Below are 13983 nucleotides of genomic sequence, written 5' to 3'. Positions count from 1 at the left end.
ATGTTAGAGTTTAAAACTTCTTCAAATTTAGCAGGAGCCTATGGATTGACGGTAAGTTGTTTCCACTTTTAACCATCCTGCTTTTTGCCAATGGACAAAAAAGACTTTACAGTGCTATGCAGTTTATGGAAAAAGAAGAGTATTTGAAATTGAAATGGGTTACACGGAGTTTTAACAAGGATTGAGATGTGAACTACTCCGAAATCAAATTCACCAGTTTTTATGTAATATAGCTTAAACATTTTTTCAATAATCTTCACGGATTTTCGGATCAACACATTTTAAAATTAAAACAGCCTTCAGAGCGAGTGATTTTCTTGATTTTTTGAGCTGACTTCATATAAATTGTAACTTAATTCTTAAGGGAACAAACATGAAACCTACTACAGTATTTATTGTTTTACTTGGGCTTGTAAGTTTATTTGCTGACATGACATATGAGGCTGCAAGAAGCATTACAGGTCCATTTCTTGCATTTTTAGGTGCCAGTGCTACTTTGGTTGGATTTATTGCAGGTTTTGGAGAGTTTATTGGATATGCTTTAAGGCTTTTTTCTGGATGGCTTGCTGACAGGACTGGTAAATACTGGAGCATCACAATCGGAGGATATTTAATCAATCTTTTAAGTGTTCCAGCACTGGCTTTGGTTGGGCATTGGCAGTTGGCAGCTTTGCTGATCATGGCTGAAAGAATTGGCAAAGCATTGAGAACACCTGCAAGAGATGCTATGCTAAGTCATGCCACAGCAGAGATTGGTAGGGGATGGGGCTTTGGACTTCATGAGGCAATGGATCAAATTGGAGCAATGCTTGGTCCATTGACAGTGGCAGCAGTATTTTATTTTCATGGAGGATATAGAGAAGCTTTTGCAGCACTGCTTGTTCCAGCTTTGTTTGCTATTGGTATTTTATTTTTTGCAAGGTTTCTTTATCCATCACCGAAAGAGCTGGAAGTATCAAAAATTCATATTGAAACAAAGGGATTTAGCAAAGTTTACTGGGTTTATCTCATAGCAGTTGCCTTAAATGGTGCAGGATATGCTGATTTTCCTTTGATTGCCTATCATTTTAAAAAAGTCGAAACAGTTTCGGAACAGTGGGTACCTGTTTTTTATGCTATGGCAATGGGTATTGATGCTCTGGCAGCTTTAATCTTTGGATATTTTTTTGATAAAAAGGGACTCTCTATTCTTATTTTTTCAGTAATTCTTTCATCAGGTTTTGCGCCCTTATGTTTTCTTGGAGGTTTTTATTCTGCTTTGTTGGGCATGATTTTGTGGGGGATAGGAATGGGGGCACAGGAGTCTGTAATGAGGGCAGCTGTAGCGGTTTTGGTTCCAAAGGAAAAAAGAGGAGTTGGATATGGAGTATTCAATACTGGATACGGTTTATTTTGGTTTTTAGGTAGCACGGTGTTGGGGCTTTTATATGATTTTTCAGTGTATATTTTGGTTATTTTTTCAGTAATTCTTCAGATTATCTCAATCCCTTTTCTTATCAAAGTAAGAAAAATGTTACACTAAAAATTAGGTCAAAATAATTTAAAATTGATTGCTACGAGGAGGTTTTATTATGAAGACATGGTTTGTTTATGTATTTGGTCGCTGGATTGTACTTTCAGGTATTGCAGGAGCATTGCTTCAGTTTGTTTTGAGTGATTACCTGAGAATTCACACAATTCCAGCATTTTTACTCAATCAGTTTTTACTTGCCAATGTATTCTGGTTTGTGGATAAGGCAATATTTAAATCCCATTTTAACATTCCAGCTTTTTATCCTCTATGGGAAATCAGAAAAGATGTGGTATGTGCTGACTGCGGAAAGATTTGTGAGGGATACAGGGTCGTAAAAACTAAAAACTACGACAGACTTCATGATCCTGAACCAGAGTTTAGATGCAAGGAATGCAGAGAAAAGAAACTTGAAGAATTAAGAAAAAGAGGGATAGAAGTATGAAATAAAAAAAATTAAGGTGGAGGATTAATCCTCCACCTTTCTACTGAAAGCTTACTATTTCTTTTCAGCTGGTTTTTCTTCTTTCTTTCCTTTAGCTTTTTTCTCAGCCTTGGCTGCAACTTTCTTTACGCTCTTTGCTGTAGCCTTGCCATCTTTCTCAGTGTATTTTACTACAACCTTATCACCAGCCTTAACATCCTTAATCTGCTCATCTGTTACTGCAATTGTGAGCTCCTGCTTTTTGCTTTTTACTGTGATGGTTTTGCCAACTGTGTCAACAGCTGTAACCTCACCAGTAATGCTTTTTACCTTTTCCTTAGCTGCTTTCTTTGCAGGCTCTGCTGGTTTTGCAGGCTCTGCTTTCTTTGCAGGCTCTGCTGGTTTTGCCTGAGGCTGAGCAAATGCTGCTGTTACTGTAAGAGCAAATACCAATGCCATTACTACTGCTAAAATTTTCTTCATCCTCTTTTGTCACCTCCTTTCTTTTCTGTTTTTTTCAAAGGGATTTCAGTCTTTAGCTCTAAAATATACTATACAAATTTTATGCCAGCATACATAAGGTTATCTATCTTACCTTTTCGTTAATAGAGATTTCCTCATTTAAGGAAATTTTCCCTTTTCGGAAAATTTTCAGAAAGTCCGAATTTTTCAAGTCTGTACCAGAATGTTTTGTAGCTCATTCCAAGTAATCTTGCTGCCTTTGCAATAACATAATTGGATTTAACCAGAGCTTTTTTTAGTAACTCTTTTTCAAGCTCTTCGTAATTTATTCCCTCATCAGGTATATCTATCTCAAAGACATTTCTTGGCATGGAAATCTTTAATTCATCCTGAATATCCTTTAGGGTGATTTTTTCTCCTTCACAAATAATTATTGCTCTTTCAATAACTGTCTCTAACTGTCTTATATTGCCAGGCCAGTGATAATTAAATAAAGCCTCCATTGCAGAGTTGTCAATTCCATTAATTCTTTTTCCAAATTCTCTTGAGTATTTTTCAATGAAAAAGTTTACAAGCTCTGGAATGTCCTCTTTTCTCTCCCGTAAAGGAGGTATTTCCACTGTTATGACTTTTAATCTGTAATAAAGGTCTTCTCTGAATTTATTTTTTTCCACCTCTGTAGAGAGATTTTTGTTTGTTGCTGCAATTATTCTCACATCAACCCTGATTGTATCTTTACCACCAATTCTTCTTACTTCTTTTTCCTGAAGCACTCTGAGAAGTTTAGATTGAGTTGCTAAAGGAAGTTCAGCAATTTCATCAAGAAAAAGTGTTCCTTTATCTGCTGCTTCAATGAGTCCTATTTTTCTTGTATTTGCACCTGTGAACGCTCCTGGTTCATAACCAAAAAGTTCACTTTCTATCAATGTTTCAGGAATTGCTGCACAATTTATTGCAATGAAGGGTCTGTCTTTTCTTGGTGAATTATAGTGAATTGCTTTTGCGATAAGTTCCTTACCTGTCCCTGATTCGCCATATATTAACACTGTTGCATTTGTTGGAGTTACTTTTTTAACTATATCCAGCACTTGAAGCATTTTTTTTGATTTTCCGATTATACCTTCAATTTTGAATTTCTCATAAAGCTCCTTTCTTAGCCTCAGATTTTCTTTAATAAGATTCATTCTTTCTTCTGCTTTTTTTACAGTCACTAAAAGAACTTCTTTATCAAGGGGTTTTGTAAGATAATCAAAGGCTCCTTTTTTTATAGCATCAACTGCGGAAGAGATTGTTCCAAAAGCAGTAATGACAATTACAGCAGGCTTGAAAGGTTCTTCTGGAAGACTATTAAGGATTTCAATCCCATTTTGAGTTCCCAGTTTTAAATCAGTAAGAATTATATCTGGAAGGACTTTGCCAATTATTTCTTTTGCTTCTTCTAAACATGAGGCAGTGTAAACATTATAACCTTCTTCTGAGAGAATTGTCTGGAGAATTTCTCTTTGTAACTGTTCATCATCTATTATCAGTATTGTTGTCATTGATTAAACCGGCAGATAAATTTTTACTTCGCTGCCTTGTCCTGTTTTACTTGAAAATTCTATTTTACCACCATGCTCTTCTATAACTTTTTTTGCCAGAGGAAGCCCGAGCCCAAGTCCTTCTTTTTTAGTAGAGAATAAAGGTTCAAAAATTTTATCAATAACATCCTCGGGTACTCCACAGCCTGTATCAGATATTTTGATTAAAAGATTGTCTTCTATAATCTCTGTTTGAATAAAAAGATTTTTAACTTCAGAGTCTTTCATTGCATCTATTGCGTTCTTAATAATATTTAAAAGACAGCTTTTTATCAAATCTACATCAAGATTGACAGTAAAATCAACTTTGTAATCTTTATAGATATTAATGCCTCTGTGCTCTGCAGTTGGTTCAATAATTGAGACTACTTCATCTATTATCTCTATAACACTTACAAATTTTCTATTCAACTTTAATGGCCTTGTATATTCAAGATATTCTGTAATTAGATTGTTTACCCTGTAAATTTCTTGTTTCATGCTTTCAAGAAGTTTTATATAAGTATTATCATTTTGTTGTTTTTTTAGTTTTTCTATAAGATGATCAATGCTTAAGTTTATAAAATTAAGAGGATTTCTTATTTCATGAGCAATTGTTCTGCTGAGCTGTCCAATTGCTGCAAGATGTTCTGCTTCTCTAAGTCTTTCCTGAAGCATCTGATTTTCCTGCAACTTCTGAATCATAAAGTTAAAACTTTCTGCTATTTTGCCTATTTCATCTTTTCTGTTGATGTTTAATCTATAATTAAAATCACCCTGAGCAACCTTTATTGCAGCCTGAGTTAAGCTATCAATTGGCTTGGTATATCTTAAAGAAATGATGTAGGTTATAATTATGCCTATGGAAAATATAATCAAAGTTGTAAGCATTCTTTTAACTGCATTGTTTTTTAAAATCTTTGAAAAATCATCCTTATTAATTCTCAAATGAATATATCCATACTGAACATTACCTGCTATTACTGGTACAATTACATTATAAATATTTTCTTCTTCAAATACTGGTTCCCCAAGTTCTGCTTTGATAATCAATTCTTTCTTCCTGTGAGTTATTGGCTTTCCTATGTTTTGTGGATTAGTGCTTGCAATAATCTCTTGCTGATTACTAATTATGGAGACTTCTTTTATTCCTTTAGTATTGAGTTTATTAAGATATTCTGTAAGTTTGTTTGAGCCACCACGGGTGACCTCTTCAACTCCTATCTGAATAGCCTTTGTAAGATCTGCAGTCTGTCGTTCTATTTCCTTTAACAGTCTTCTTTCAGTTTGTGTATAAAATATATAAAGTGTGGACATTAAAGTAAAATTAAGTAAAAGCAGAAGCACCATAAACTTCCACTTTAAAGAAAGTCTATCAAGGATTTTCATAATCATGTATAATTGTATTATAGTATGCTTTCAGAAAGAATATCATCTGTTTTTAAAAAAATAACCTACGCTGCTTTGAGAGCAGGTAGAAATCCAGAGGAAATTAAAGTTGTGGCTGTAACAAAATCTCAGGGCATTGATAAAATAAAAGAGGCAGCCCAACTTGGCTTAAGAATTTTTGGGGAAAACAGAGTTCAGGAAGCAAAAAATAAAATAGAGGCTTTAAAAGATTTTATAGCTCAATGGCAGATAAATATTGAGTGGCATATGATAGGGCATTTGCAGAGCAACAAAGTAAAGGATGCTCTAAGGCTCTTTGAAGTAATTCACTCAGTTGATTCAGAAAAGCTTGCAGTATTGATAAATAAGGAAGCAGAAAAAATCGGTAAAATTCAAAGAGTTTTAATTCAGGTAAAACTCTCAGAGGAAGAATCTAAATTTGGGATAGAGCCTGAAAATACAGAAAAATTAGTGGAACTATGTTTTCGACTTCCAAATATTAAAGTAGAAGGACTTATGACAATCCCTCCCTATTTTGAAAATCCGGAGAATGCAAGACCCTATTTCAGAAAACTAAGACAGATAAAAGACAGTTTATTTCAAAAAGGATATGCCCTTACTGAGCTTTCAATGGGGATGTCAAATGATTTTGAAGTAGCAATCGAGGAAGGTGCTACAATGGTAAGAATTGGCACAGCCCTTTTCGGGCAAAGAATAAATTGAGGGGGTAAAATAAAATGATTGGTTTTATTGGCGGAGGTAACATGGCAGAAGCCCTTATAAGAGGGCTTGTTAAAGAAGGGAAAAAAAATATCATTGTATCTGAACCAATTGAAGAAAGAAGAAGATATCTTGAAAACTGTTATGGAGTGAGGACAACACCTTCAAACAAAGAGGTAGTTAATTTATCTCAGATTGTTGTATTAGCAGTAAAGCCTCAAAATATGAAAGAGGTTCTTGAAGAAATAAAAGATGCTGTTTCAGAAAAACATACTGTGGTTTCAATTGCTGCAGGAATTCCTCTTCGGTTTATTCAAAAATATCTTAAAACAGACAAGCTAATCAGAGCTATGCCAAATCTTGCAGCTACAGTAGGAGAGGCAATAACTGTTCTTGCCATTTGCGAGTGTCTTGAAATGAAGATTATAGCACCAGTAAGAGAAATATTTATGAGTGTGGGAAAAGTAATTACACTGCCAGAACAATACATGAATCTTGTCACTGCTCTGTCAGGCAGTGGACCAGGATTTTTATGTTACATAGTTGAGCAGTTTATAGATGTGGCAACAGAGCTTGGATTCGCTGAGGACATAGCAAGGGAACTTGTAGTGCAAACATTTATTGGAACAGCAAAACTCCTTGACAGCGGACTTCCACCTGATAAAATCAGACAGAAAGTAACATCTCCCGGTGGAACAACAGAGGCAGGTCTCAGGATTTTATCTCAAGGAACTCTGAGAGAAATAATTTTTAAAACATTACAAGAAGCAACAAAAAGAGCTCAAGAACTTAGTATGCAAGACTGAGGTGAAAAATGTTTATACTTGGAAATCTTATAATTGCACTGGCAAGCATTTTAGATATTGTCTTTACGATTTATACATTTATTGTAATTATTGCAGCAATAATTAGCTGGGTAAATCCAGATCCCTATAATCCAATTGTTAGATTTCTCTACTCTGTTACAGAACCTCTCCTTCGTCCAATAAGAAGGCTTCTGCCTCTGAGACTACCCGTTGATATTTCACCATTAATTCTTTTGCTTATAATATATTTTTTACAGAGGTTTTTAATTCCAAGCCTTATTGAGCTTGGTTACAGAATTAAAGGAGGAATTATATGAGAATTACACCCCTTGATATTCAGCAAAAGCAGTTCAAGGTCAAATTCAGAGGCTTTGACATGGATGAAGTATACTCTTTTCTGGAGCTTATAAGGGAAGAGCTGGAAGAACTCTTAAAAGAAAACTCTATGTTAAAAGAAAAAGTAGTAATTCTTGAGAATCAGTTAGAAGAATACAGAAAAATTGAGCAATCAATTAGAGATACATTGATGACAGCACAAAAACTTGTTGAAGACTATAAAGCAAATGCCAAAAAAGAGGCTGAACTTATAATTAAGGAGGCTGAATTAAAAGCAGAAAACATTATCAAAGAAGCACAGGAAAAAGTTGTAAAAATTCATGAGGATATTGTTGATCTAAAAGGCATAAGAAGACATTTTAAAGAGGAAATAAAAAGGCTTATTGAAAGTCACTTAAGAATGCTTGAATTTGATAAAGAAAGAGAAGGGGAAGAAAGTGAGATTTAGCTCCCTCAGGGGAATGCAGGATATTATAGAGGAGATCCATCTATGGCAACACATTGAGAATAATGTTAGAGAAATATTTGAAAATTATAATTTTCAGGAGATAAGAACGCCTATTTTAGAGAAGGCTGAAATTTTTTTAAGAAGTATTGGTGAGAATACAGATATAGTTGAAAAGGAAATGTATATTTTTAATGACAAAAAAGGACGAACTGTTGCTTTAAGGCCTGAAGGAACTGCTTCTGTTGTGAGAGCTTACATTCAACACGGACTTTTCAATAATCCAGCTCCACAGAAGTTTTACTACATTGGTCCCATGTTTAGATATGAGAGACCGCAAAAAGGAAGACTCAGACAGTTTCATCAGATTGGGGTGGAATGTTTTGGAGTAAGCTCTTCCTTTATAGATGCTGAACTAATTTATATGCTTAAAATATTTCTTGAGAAATTAAAAATAAAAAATTTAGCTTACGAAATAAATTCTCTTGGATGCAAAGAATGTAGAGCACAATACAGAAAAATACTCTTTAATTTCCTATCAAATAGAGTATCCAGATTATGCGATGACTGCAAAAGAAGATTTGAGAGGAATCCTTTGAGAGTGCTGGATTGTAAGGTAGAATCCTGTAAAGAAGCTTTAAAAGACATTCCTTTAATTCTTGAGTTTTTATGCTCTGATTGTAAAGCACATTTTTTAAGTTTACAAAAAGAGCTCGATGAAATGGGCATATCTTATACTGTAAATCCAAAAATTGTTCGCGGACTGGATTATTACACAAGAACAGTTTTTGAAGTGACAACCACCATGCTTGGCGCTCAAAACGCTGTTGCAGCAGGAGGAAGATATGATGATCTTGTGGAGTCTTTCGGAGGACCCCCAACTCCTGCCATTGGCTTTGCAATTGGTATAGAAAGATTAATTGAGCTTTGTTCAACTACATTGACAGTAAATCCTAAAAGGCCAATTGTATATGTAGCATATCTTGGAAATGACCTCAGAACAGAAGCGAAAAAAGTTGTTAATTTTTTAAGAGAAAACAACATACCTACAGAAATTTCTTATGAAGAAACCTCTTTAAAAAGCCAGATGAGAAAAGCTGACAAATTTGGCGTTAAGATAGTTATAATCATTGGTGAGGATGAAATAAAAAAAGGAGTTTATAAATGGAAAAATATGCAGACAGGTTTACAAGGCGAATGCTCTTTTCAGGAATTAATTGATTTGATCAGGAGGCATAATGACCAGAGCTAAGGCAGAACAATTTTTAAAGAAATTCAAAGATAAAAAGATTTTGGTGATTGGTGATATTATTCTTGATAGATACATTTTTGGAAAGGTTTCAAGAATTTCTCCAGAAGCACCTGTTCCAGTTGTTGAAGTGACAGAGGAGTCTTACAGACTTGGAGGAGCTGCGAATGTAGCAAATAATATCATTGCACTTGGAGGAAAGGCTTATGTTTCAGGAATAATTGGGAAGGGTTTTGCCGGGAAAATTGTAAAGGATTTACTTGAAGAAAAAGGTATTGAAGTGGATTATCTCTTTGAAGATGCCAGAAAAACCACAGTTAAAACAAGAATTATTGCAGGAAATCAACAAATTGTAAGATTTGACATAGAAGATACAAGAAGACTGCAGGGTAAAGCAAAGGAAACATTTCTTTCCATGATAAAAAATGCCTTAATTGATTTTGATGCTGTCATTGTATCGGATTACAAAAAAGGTGTTGTTTTTGAAGAACTATTCAGGCTTCTTATTAATCATAAGAAGAAAAATGGTAATTTTGTTGCTGTTGACCCGAAGATAGGACATTTCAGATTTTACAAACATGTATCTCTTATAACGCCAAATCTTGCTGAGGCTTCTCATGGAGCAGAAATTGAAATTAAGGATGAAAAAACTCTTATAAAAGCTGGATTCAATCTTTTAAAAAAGCTTGCCTGCGATTCTGTTCTTATAACAAGAGGAGAGGAAGGAATGAGCCTTTTTGAAAAAAAGGACTCTGAAGTTGTTGTTACTCATCTGCCAACAGTGGCAAAAAAAGTATTTGATGTGACAGGTGCGGGAGACACTGTAATTGCTACTATAACACTTGCTCATGTTGCTGGTGCAGATCTGGTTTCTGCTGCAAAAATAGCTAATGTAGCAGCAGGAATTGTAGTTGGAAAGGTTGGAACTGCTACAGCTACTGTAGAGGAAATACTCGAGATTCTTAAAACCCATCCTTATGCATAGAGCTATTGCCCTTTATTCTGGTGGTCTTGACAGTCTTCTTTCAATTATCATTGTAATACAGCAGGGCATTGAGGTAATTGCCATAAAATTTTTAACAGGCTTTACATCACCTTTAAAAGAGTCTGATTTAGAATATGCCAGGCAATTTGGCTTTGAAATTAAAGAGATTAATATAAAAGAAAAATTTATTGAAATTTTAAAAAATCCAGCCCATGGATACAGAAAAAATCTTAATCCATGTATTGACTGTAAAATTCTAATGCTTAAAGAAGCAAAAGAAAAATTATCAGAGTTTAATGCCTCATTTGTAATTACAGGAGAAGTTCTTTCTCAAAGACCAATGTCTCAGAAAAGAGAAATACTAAAACTCATTGAAAAACAAGCAACACTGAAAGATTTGATTCTAAGGCCTCTGTCTGCAAAAATTCTTCCTCCTACAAAACCTGAAATACAAGGAGTTGTTAATCGGGAGCTTTTATATGATATATATGGAAGAACAAGAAAACCTCAGATTGATTTAGCAAAAAAGTTTGGAATTGAAAAGCCTCCTCAACCAGCAGGTGGATGTTTGCTTACTGATCCAAGTTTTTGTAGAAGAGTTAAGGATCTTATGCAACATGATGAACTCACTGTGGAAAATGTTGAATTGCTTAAAATAGGAAGACATTTCAGAATCTCAGAAAAATGCAAGGCAATTGTTGGAAGGGATGAAGAAGAAAATAAGATTCTTTTGAGTAAGGGAGCATTTATCTATCCCTCTGACATGAAAGGTCCTGTTGTATTTTTAATTGGACAGTATTCAGCAAAAGACATTGACACTGCAGCCTCAATATGTGCGTTTTATTCAAAAAGAAAAGAAGTTGTAATTAAACTTCCTCAGGAGAAAATAAAAATTTATGATGCAACTACTAAAGAAGAGATAGTAAAATACAGAGTGTAAAAATTTAAAATGGAGGTAGAAATGAAAAAAGTTATAATTTTGCTTTTAATATTACTTGTCTTTGGTTGCGGAGGTAAAAAACAGGTTAAACCACCATCAGAAGAATATTCTTATACAACTCAAGCATTCAAAATTGTTGATGAAATAAGGCAGGCTTATCAAAATAAAGATAACTCTGGAATAAGAAAACACTGTTCAGAGTCAGCATACAGAGAAATAATAGCTTCAATAAGACCCTTTGACAGAGCAGAGCTTGAGTTTACTCCTGTATTTGCTGAAATGTTTGCAGATGGTTTCAGACTTTATGTTTCATGGAATGGAAAATGGAGTTACTTGGGAAAAGAAACAGAAGAAAGAGGTCTTGCAGTGTTTCTAATAAAGGGAAATCCTCCACAGGTTGAGAAAATCCTGAGAGGTAATCCTTTTAGATATCCTGATTAACCAAATCTTCCAGTTATATATTCTTCTGTAAGCTTATTAGATGGAACGGTAAATATTTTGTCAGTTTTGTCATACTCAATAAGTTCGCCAAGCATCATAAATCCTGTCCAGTCAGAAATTCTTGCTGCCTGTTGCATGTTGTGAGTAACGATTATAATTGTTACTCTATCTTTTAATGAAACAATTAATTCTTCAATTTTCGCTGTAGATATTGGATCAAGTGCACTTGTTGGCTCATCGAATAAAATAATTTCAGGCTCCACTGCCAATGCTCTTGCAATGCAAAGTCTTTGCTGCTGTCCTCCACTTAATCCAAAGGCATTTGTATTTAATTTGTCTTTCACTTCATCCCATAAAGCTGCATCTTTCAAAGCTTTTTCAATTCTATGTTGTAATTCTGTTTTGTTTTTAATCCCTTTGAGTTTTAATCCGTAGGCAATGTTTTCAAAAATTGTCATAGGAAAAGGAGTAGGCTTTTGAAAAACCATTCCGATTTTGCTTCTTAATTCGATCAGGTCTGTATCTTTTGAAAGTATATTTCTGCCCTGGAAAATTATCTCACCATCATATCTATTGCCCGCATAAAGGTCATGCATTCTGTTAAAACATCTAAGCAAAGTAGTTTTTCCACATCCACTCGGACCAATTAAAGCTGTAACACTTTTTTTATAAACTGTCATATTAATGTTTTTAAGAATGTGAATGTCTCCAGTATAGTAAAAATTAAGATTTTTTACTTCAATTTCAGGGGTCACCCTTTTACCTCCTTCTGATAAGAATTCTTCCTGCAATTGTTGCAAAAAGAACAAAGAGTGTGATCATCAAAGAAGCACCCCATGCTTGAGTATGCCACTCCTCATAGGGTCCCATAGCATACTGGAATATTGTTATTGTAAGTGATGCAATTGGTTCATTCATGTTTACAGAAAAAAAGGCATTGTTGAAGGATGTAAAAAGAAGCGGAGCTGCCTCACCAGTGACTCTTGCAATTGCAAGAATAATTCCTGTTAAAATTCCAGTTGCTGCACCACGATAAACAACTTGAATAATTACCTTATAATAGGGTGCTCCCAATGCAAAAGCTGCTTCTCTGAGTGTCCACGGAATAAGGGAAAGCATGTTTTCTGTTGTTCTTAAAACTGTAGGAATCATAATAATGCCAAGAGATACAGCACCTGCCCATCCACTGAAATGTCCAAGAGGTTTAACAATAATTGCATAAACAAAAGCACCAACAATTATTGCAGGAACACTAACCATTATGTCAGCAAGGGTGCTTATTACCTTTGATATTTTATACTTTCTTCCATACTCAGCAAGAAATGTTCCACCAAGAACTCCCACTGGAACTCCAATTAATGTAGCACATACAGTAATCAAAAGATGTCCGACAAAGGCATTTCTTAAACCTCCTTGAGTCTCACCAGGAGGTGCAGGATCCTTTAAAAATAAATCAAGATTTATTGCAGTAATACCGTGCCTTAAAACATCAATAATTATAAAAAAAAGCCAGAAAATACCCCATAAAGCAGTAAGAAAGCATATAAAGAGAGCCAATCCGCTTAATATTTTTCTTTTTTTCATTCTCATCTTTTTTCAGCTCTTACAAGAAAAATCTTTGCTATTGCAAGAATTGCAAAACTCATAATAAATAAAAGGAAAGCAAGATAATAAAGCGAGCTTAGATAAATATCCTTATCAGCTTCTGTAAATTCATTGGCAAGTTTTACAGTAACAGTGGCAGCAGCTTCAAAAAGTGACTTTGGAATCTGGTTTAAATTGCCAAGAACAAAGGCAACTGCCATTGTCTCTCCAAGAGCTCTTCCCAGAGAAAGTCCAACTCCTCCAAGAACTCCCAGCTTCGAATAAGGCATTACAACATCTTTGACAACTTCCCATTTAGTAGCCCCCATAGCATAGGCAGATTCTTTAAGCACCGCTGGTGTGAGGTTGAAGGAGTCTCTTGCAATTGATGCTGTAAATGGAATAATCATAATGCTCAGGATAATGCTTGCAGTAAAAAGATCAACACCAAGAGGTGTGCCTTCAAAGAGCTTTCCAATTAAAGGAACTTTTCCAATTGTTGACTGAAAAAATGGTTCAATATACTGACTCATTATTGGTGCAAGGGTGAATAATCCCCACATTCCGTAAATAATACTTGGAATTGCAGCTAAAAGTTCTATACTTGTGCCAATAATGTTTTTTAAAAATGCAGGTGCAATTTCAGTAATAAATATTGCTATTCCAATTGCTATTGGAGTGGCAAGCAGGAGTGCCAAACAAGCTGTAATTAGAGTACCAGTTAATGCAGGCAATGCACCAAAAACTTCCTGAACAGGATCCCATTGTGTTGAAAAGATAAATTCTTCAACTCCGAATTTATTCATAGCTGGAAGAGACTCTTTAAAAAGGACTAAAAAAATGCCAGTTGTGATTATAATTATACTGAAGGCTGTGAATGCTGTAATCATTAAAAAAATAAAATCAGTAATCTTGCTTTTTTGTATGGACATAATCAAAATATTATACAAAAATTTATGTTACACTAATGTTACAATGTCTTTGGAATGACCATTGCTTTTTATTGAAGTGAGATTTATCAGAGATGTCTCTCACCAACATAAGCTCCTACTTCACTGCTACCGGGAAATCTGGCACTGTCTGGGGTTTGGCTGTAACTGGTGTCTGCCTGCCTTTTGTAAGCTCCTTTACCC

The 13983-nt window shown here is 34.7% G+C and carries 16 protein-coding genes; 10 read left to right on the top strand and 6 right to left on the bottom strand.

Translation table 11 applies throughout. The features are described from left to right. Positions 1–373 precede the first annotated feature (373 nt). Together ACP5O9_RS08085 and ACP5O9_RS08080 are read left to right on the top strand one after the other, a co-directional pair. A complete protein-coding gene (locus ACP5O9_RS08085; RefSeq protein WP_428723798.1) occupies positions 374–1522 on the top strand; it encodes an MFS transporter in 1149 nt (382 codons plus the stop codon). Between the two features lie 49 nt (positions 1523–1571). Continuing rightward, positions 1572–1955 carry a hypothetical protein gene (locus tag ACP5O9_RS08080; RefSeq protein ID WP_353686264.1) on the top strand — a complete coding sequence of 128 codons (384 nt, stop codon included), beginning with the start codon at positions 1572–1574 and terminating at the stop codon, positions 1953–1955. A 54-nt stretch (positions 1956–2009) separates the two neighbouring features. Here ACP5O9_RS08080 and ACP5O9_RS08075 read toward each other — a convergent pair whose 3' ends face one another. From ACP5O9_RS08075 to ACP5O9_RS08065, 3 genes are all read right to left on the bottom strand, one after another. Continuing rightward, positions 2010–2417, bottom strand: a complete 408-nt coding sequence (locus tag ACP5O9_RS08075) for a hypothetical protein (RefSeq protein ID WP_353686263.1) — start codon at positions 2415–2417, stop codon at positions 2010–2012. Positions 2418–2551: 134 nt separating this feature from the next. Beyond that, entirely contained in the window at positions 2552–3937 is a 1386-nt protein-coding gene (locus tag ACP5O9_RS08070; protein ID WP_353686262.1) for a sigma-54-dependent transcriptional regulator, read from the bottom strand. Positions 3938–3940: 3 nt separating this feature from the next. After that, positions 3941–5344, bottom strand: coding sequence for a sensor histidine kinase (locus ACP5O9_RS08065; RefSeq protein WP_353686261.1), 1404 nt, complete (start codon positions 5342–5344; stop codon positions 3941–3943). A 24-nt stretch (positions 5345–5368) separates the two neighbouring features. Here ACP5O9_RS08065 and ACP5O9_RS08060 point away from each other — a divergent pair, with 24 nt between their 5' ends. The 8 genes from ACP5O9_RS08060 to ACP5O9_RS08025 are packed head-to-tail and all read left to right on the top strand — an operon-like array spanning position 5369 to position 11266. Continuing rightward, the gene (locus ACP5O9_RS08060) at positions 5369–6067 is read left to right on the top strand and encodes a YggS family pyridoxal phosphate-dependent enzyme (protein WP_353686260.1); all 699 of its coding nucleotides are present in this window, start codon (positions 5369–5371) and stop codon (positions 6065–6067) included. 14 nt (positions 6068–6081) lie between these two features. Next, positions 6082–6870 (top strand): pyrroline-5-carboxylate reductase, encoded by a 789-nt coding sequence (gene proC, locus ACP5O9_RS08055; protein WP_353686259.1) that lies wholly within the window; start codon positions 6082–6084, stop codon positions 6868–6870. Positions 6871–6878: 8 nt separating this feature from the next. Beyond that, on the top strand, positions 6879–7187 hold the full coding sequence (locus ACP5O9_RS08050) for a YggT family protein (RefSeq protein WP_353686258.1): 309 nt from the start codon (positions 6879–6881) through the stop codon (positions 7185–7187). Further along, positions 7184–7654 (top strand): DivIVA domain-containing protein, encoded by a 471-nt coding sequence (locus tag ACP5O9_RS08045; RefSeq protein WP_424905289.1) that lies wholly within the window; start codon positions 7184–7186, stop codon positions 7652–7654. Before ACP5O9_RS08050 ends, ACP5O9_RS08045 begins: the two co-directional genes overlap by 4 nt. A gap of 13 nt (positions 7655–7667) precedes the next feature. Continuing rightward, positions 7668–8903, top strand: coding sequence for a histidine--tRNA ligase (hisS, locus tag ACP5O9_RS08040; protein ID WP_353686256.1), 1236 nt, complete (start codon positions 7668–7670; stop codon positions 8901–8903). Next, complete coding sequence (gene rfaE1, locus ACP5O9_RS08035) at positions 8890–9885, top strand: D-glycero-beta-D-manno-heptose-7-phosphate kinase (protein WP_353686255.1); 996 nt, start codon at positions 8890–8892, stop codon at positions 9883–9885. Before hisS ends, rfaE1 begins: the two co-directional genes overlap by 14 nt. Then, positions 9878–10825, top strand: coding sequence for a tRNA 4-thiouridine(8) synthase ThiI (locus tag ACP5O9_RS08030; protein WP_428723797.1), 948 nt, complete (start codon positions 9878–9880; stop codon positions 10823–10825). Before rfaE1 ends, ACP5O9_RS08030 begins: the two co-directional genes overlap by 8 nt. Before the next feature lie 21 nt (positions 10826–10846). Beyond that, positions 10847–11266 (top strand): hypothetical protein, encoded by a 420-nt coding sequence (locus ACP5O9_RS08025; RefSeq protein WP_428723796.1) that lies wholly within the window; start codon positions 10847–10849, stop codon positions 11264–11266. Here the strand turns inward: ACP5O9_RS08025 and pstB are convergent. Genes pstB through pstC form a run of 3 tightly spaced genes read right to left on the bottom strand, consistent with a single transcriptional unit; the run spans position 11263 to position 13782 of the window. After that, complete coding sequence (gene pstB / locus ACP5O9_RS08020; protein ID WP_424905285.1) at positions 11263–12021, bottom strand: phosphate ABC transporter ATP-binding protein PstB; 759 nt, start codon at positions 12019–12021, stop codon at positions 11263–11265. The genes ACP5O9_RS08025 and pstB overlap by 4 nt on opposite strands. Before the next feature lie 4 nt (positions 12022–12025). Further along, positions 12026–12856, bottom strand: coding sequence for a phosphate ABC transporter permease PstA (gene pstA / locus ACP5O9_RS08015; protein WP_353686251.1), 831 nt, complete (start codon positions 12854–12856; stop codon positions 12026–12028). Next, positions 12853–13782 (bottom strand): phosphate ABC transporter permease subunit PstC, encoded by a 930-nt coding sequence (pstC, locus tag ACP5O9_RS08010; RefSeq protein ID WP_424905284.1) that lies wholly within the window; start codon positions 13780–13782, stop codon positions 12853–12855. The genes pstA and pstC overlap by 4 nt, the downstream gene beginning before the upstream one ends. Positions 13783–13983 lie beyond the last annotated feature (201 nt).

Origin of the sequence: Thermodesulfovibrio sp., from assembly GCF_049969575.1 — a bacterium.
GTDB classification, from domain to species: Bacteria; Nitrospirota; Thermodesulfovibrionia; order Thermodesulfovibrionales; family Thermodesulfovibrionaceae; genus Thermodesulfovibrio; species Thermodesulfovibrio obliviosus.
Note: the sequence above shows the minus strand (reverse complement) of the source record. Positions and strands in the feature narration are given on the sequence as shown.

Excerpts from the sequence above, each read along its gene's own strand:
- ACP5O9_RS08085 (WP_428723798.1), top strand. The coding sequence starts at position 374 with ATGAAACCTACTACAGTATTTATTGTTTTACTTGGGCTTGTAAGTTTA.
- ACP5O9_RS08080 (WP_353686264.1), top strand. The coding sequence starts at position 1,572 with ATGAAGACATGGTTTGTTTATGTATTTGGTCGCTGGATTGTACTTTCA.
- ACP5O9_RS08075 (WP_353686263.1), bottom strand. The coding sequence starts at position 2,417 with ATGAAGAAAATTTTAGCAGTAGTAATGGCATTGGTATTTGCTCTTACA.
- ACP5O9_RS08070 (WP_353686262.1), bottom strand. The coding sequence starts at position 3,937 with ATGACAACAATACTGATAATAGATGATGAACAGTTACAAAGAGAAATT.
- ACP5O9_RS08065 (WP_353686261.1), bottom strand. The coding sequence starts at position 5,344 with ATGAAAATCCTTGATAGACTTTCTTTAAAGTGGAAGTTTATGGTGCTT.
- ACP5O9_RS08060 (WP_353686260.1), top strand. The coding sequence starts at position 5,369 with ATGCTTTCAGAAAGAATATCATCTGTTTTTAAAAAAATAACCTACGCT.
- proC (WP_353686259.1), top strand. The coding sequence starts at position 6,082 with ATGATTGGTTTTATTGGCGGAGGTAACATGGCAGAAGCCCTTATAAGA.
- ACP5O9_RS08050 (WP_353686258.1), top strand. The coding sequence starts at position 6,879 with ATGTTTATACTTGGAAATCTTATAATTGCACTGGCAAGCATTTTAGAT.
- ACP5O9_RS08045 (WP_424905289.1), top strand. The coding sequence starts at position 7,184 with ATGAGAATTACACCCCTTGATATTCAGCAAAAGCAGTTCAAGGTCAAA.
- hisS (WP_353686256.1), top strand. The coding sequence starts at position 7,668 with ATGCAGGATATTATAGAGGAGATCCATCTATGGCAACACATTGAGAAT.
- rfaE1 (WP_353686255.1), top strand. The coding sequence starts at position 8,890 with ATGACCAGAGCTAAGGCAGAACAATTTTTAAAGAAATTCAAAGATAAA.
- ACP5O9_RS08030 (WP_428723797.1), top strand. The coding sequence starts at position 9,878 with ATGCATAGAGCTATTGCCCTTTATTCTGGTGGTCTTGACAGTCTTCTT.
- ACP5O9_RS08025 (WP_428723796.1), top strand. The coding sequence starts at position 10,847 with ATGAAAAAAGTTATAATTTTGCTTTTAATATTACTTGTCTTTGGTTGC.
- pstA (WP_353686251.1), bottom strand. The coding sequence starts at position 12,856 with ATGAGAATGAAAAAAAGAAAAATATTAAGCGGATTGGCTCTCTTTATA.
- pstC (WP_424905284.1), bottom strand. The coding sequence starts at position 13,782 with ATGTCCATACAAAAAAGCAAGATTACTGATTTTATTTTTTTAATGATT.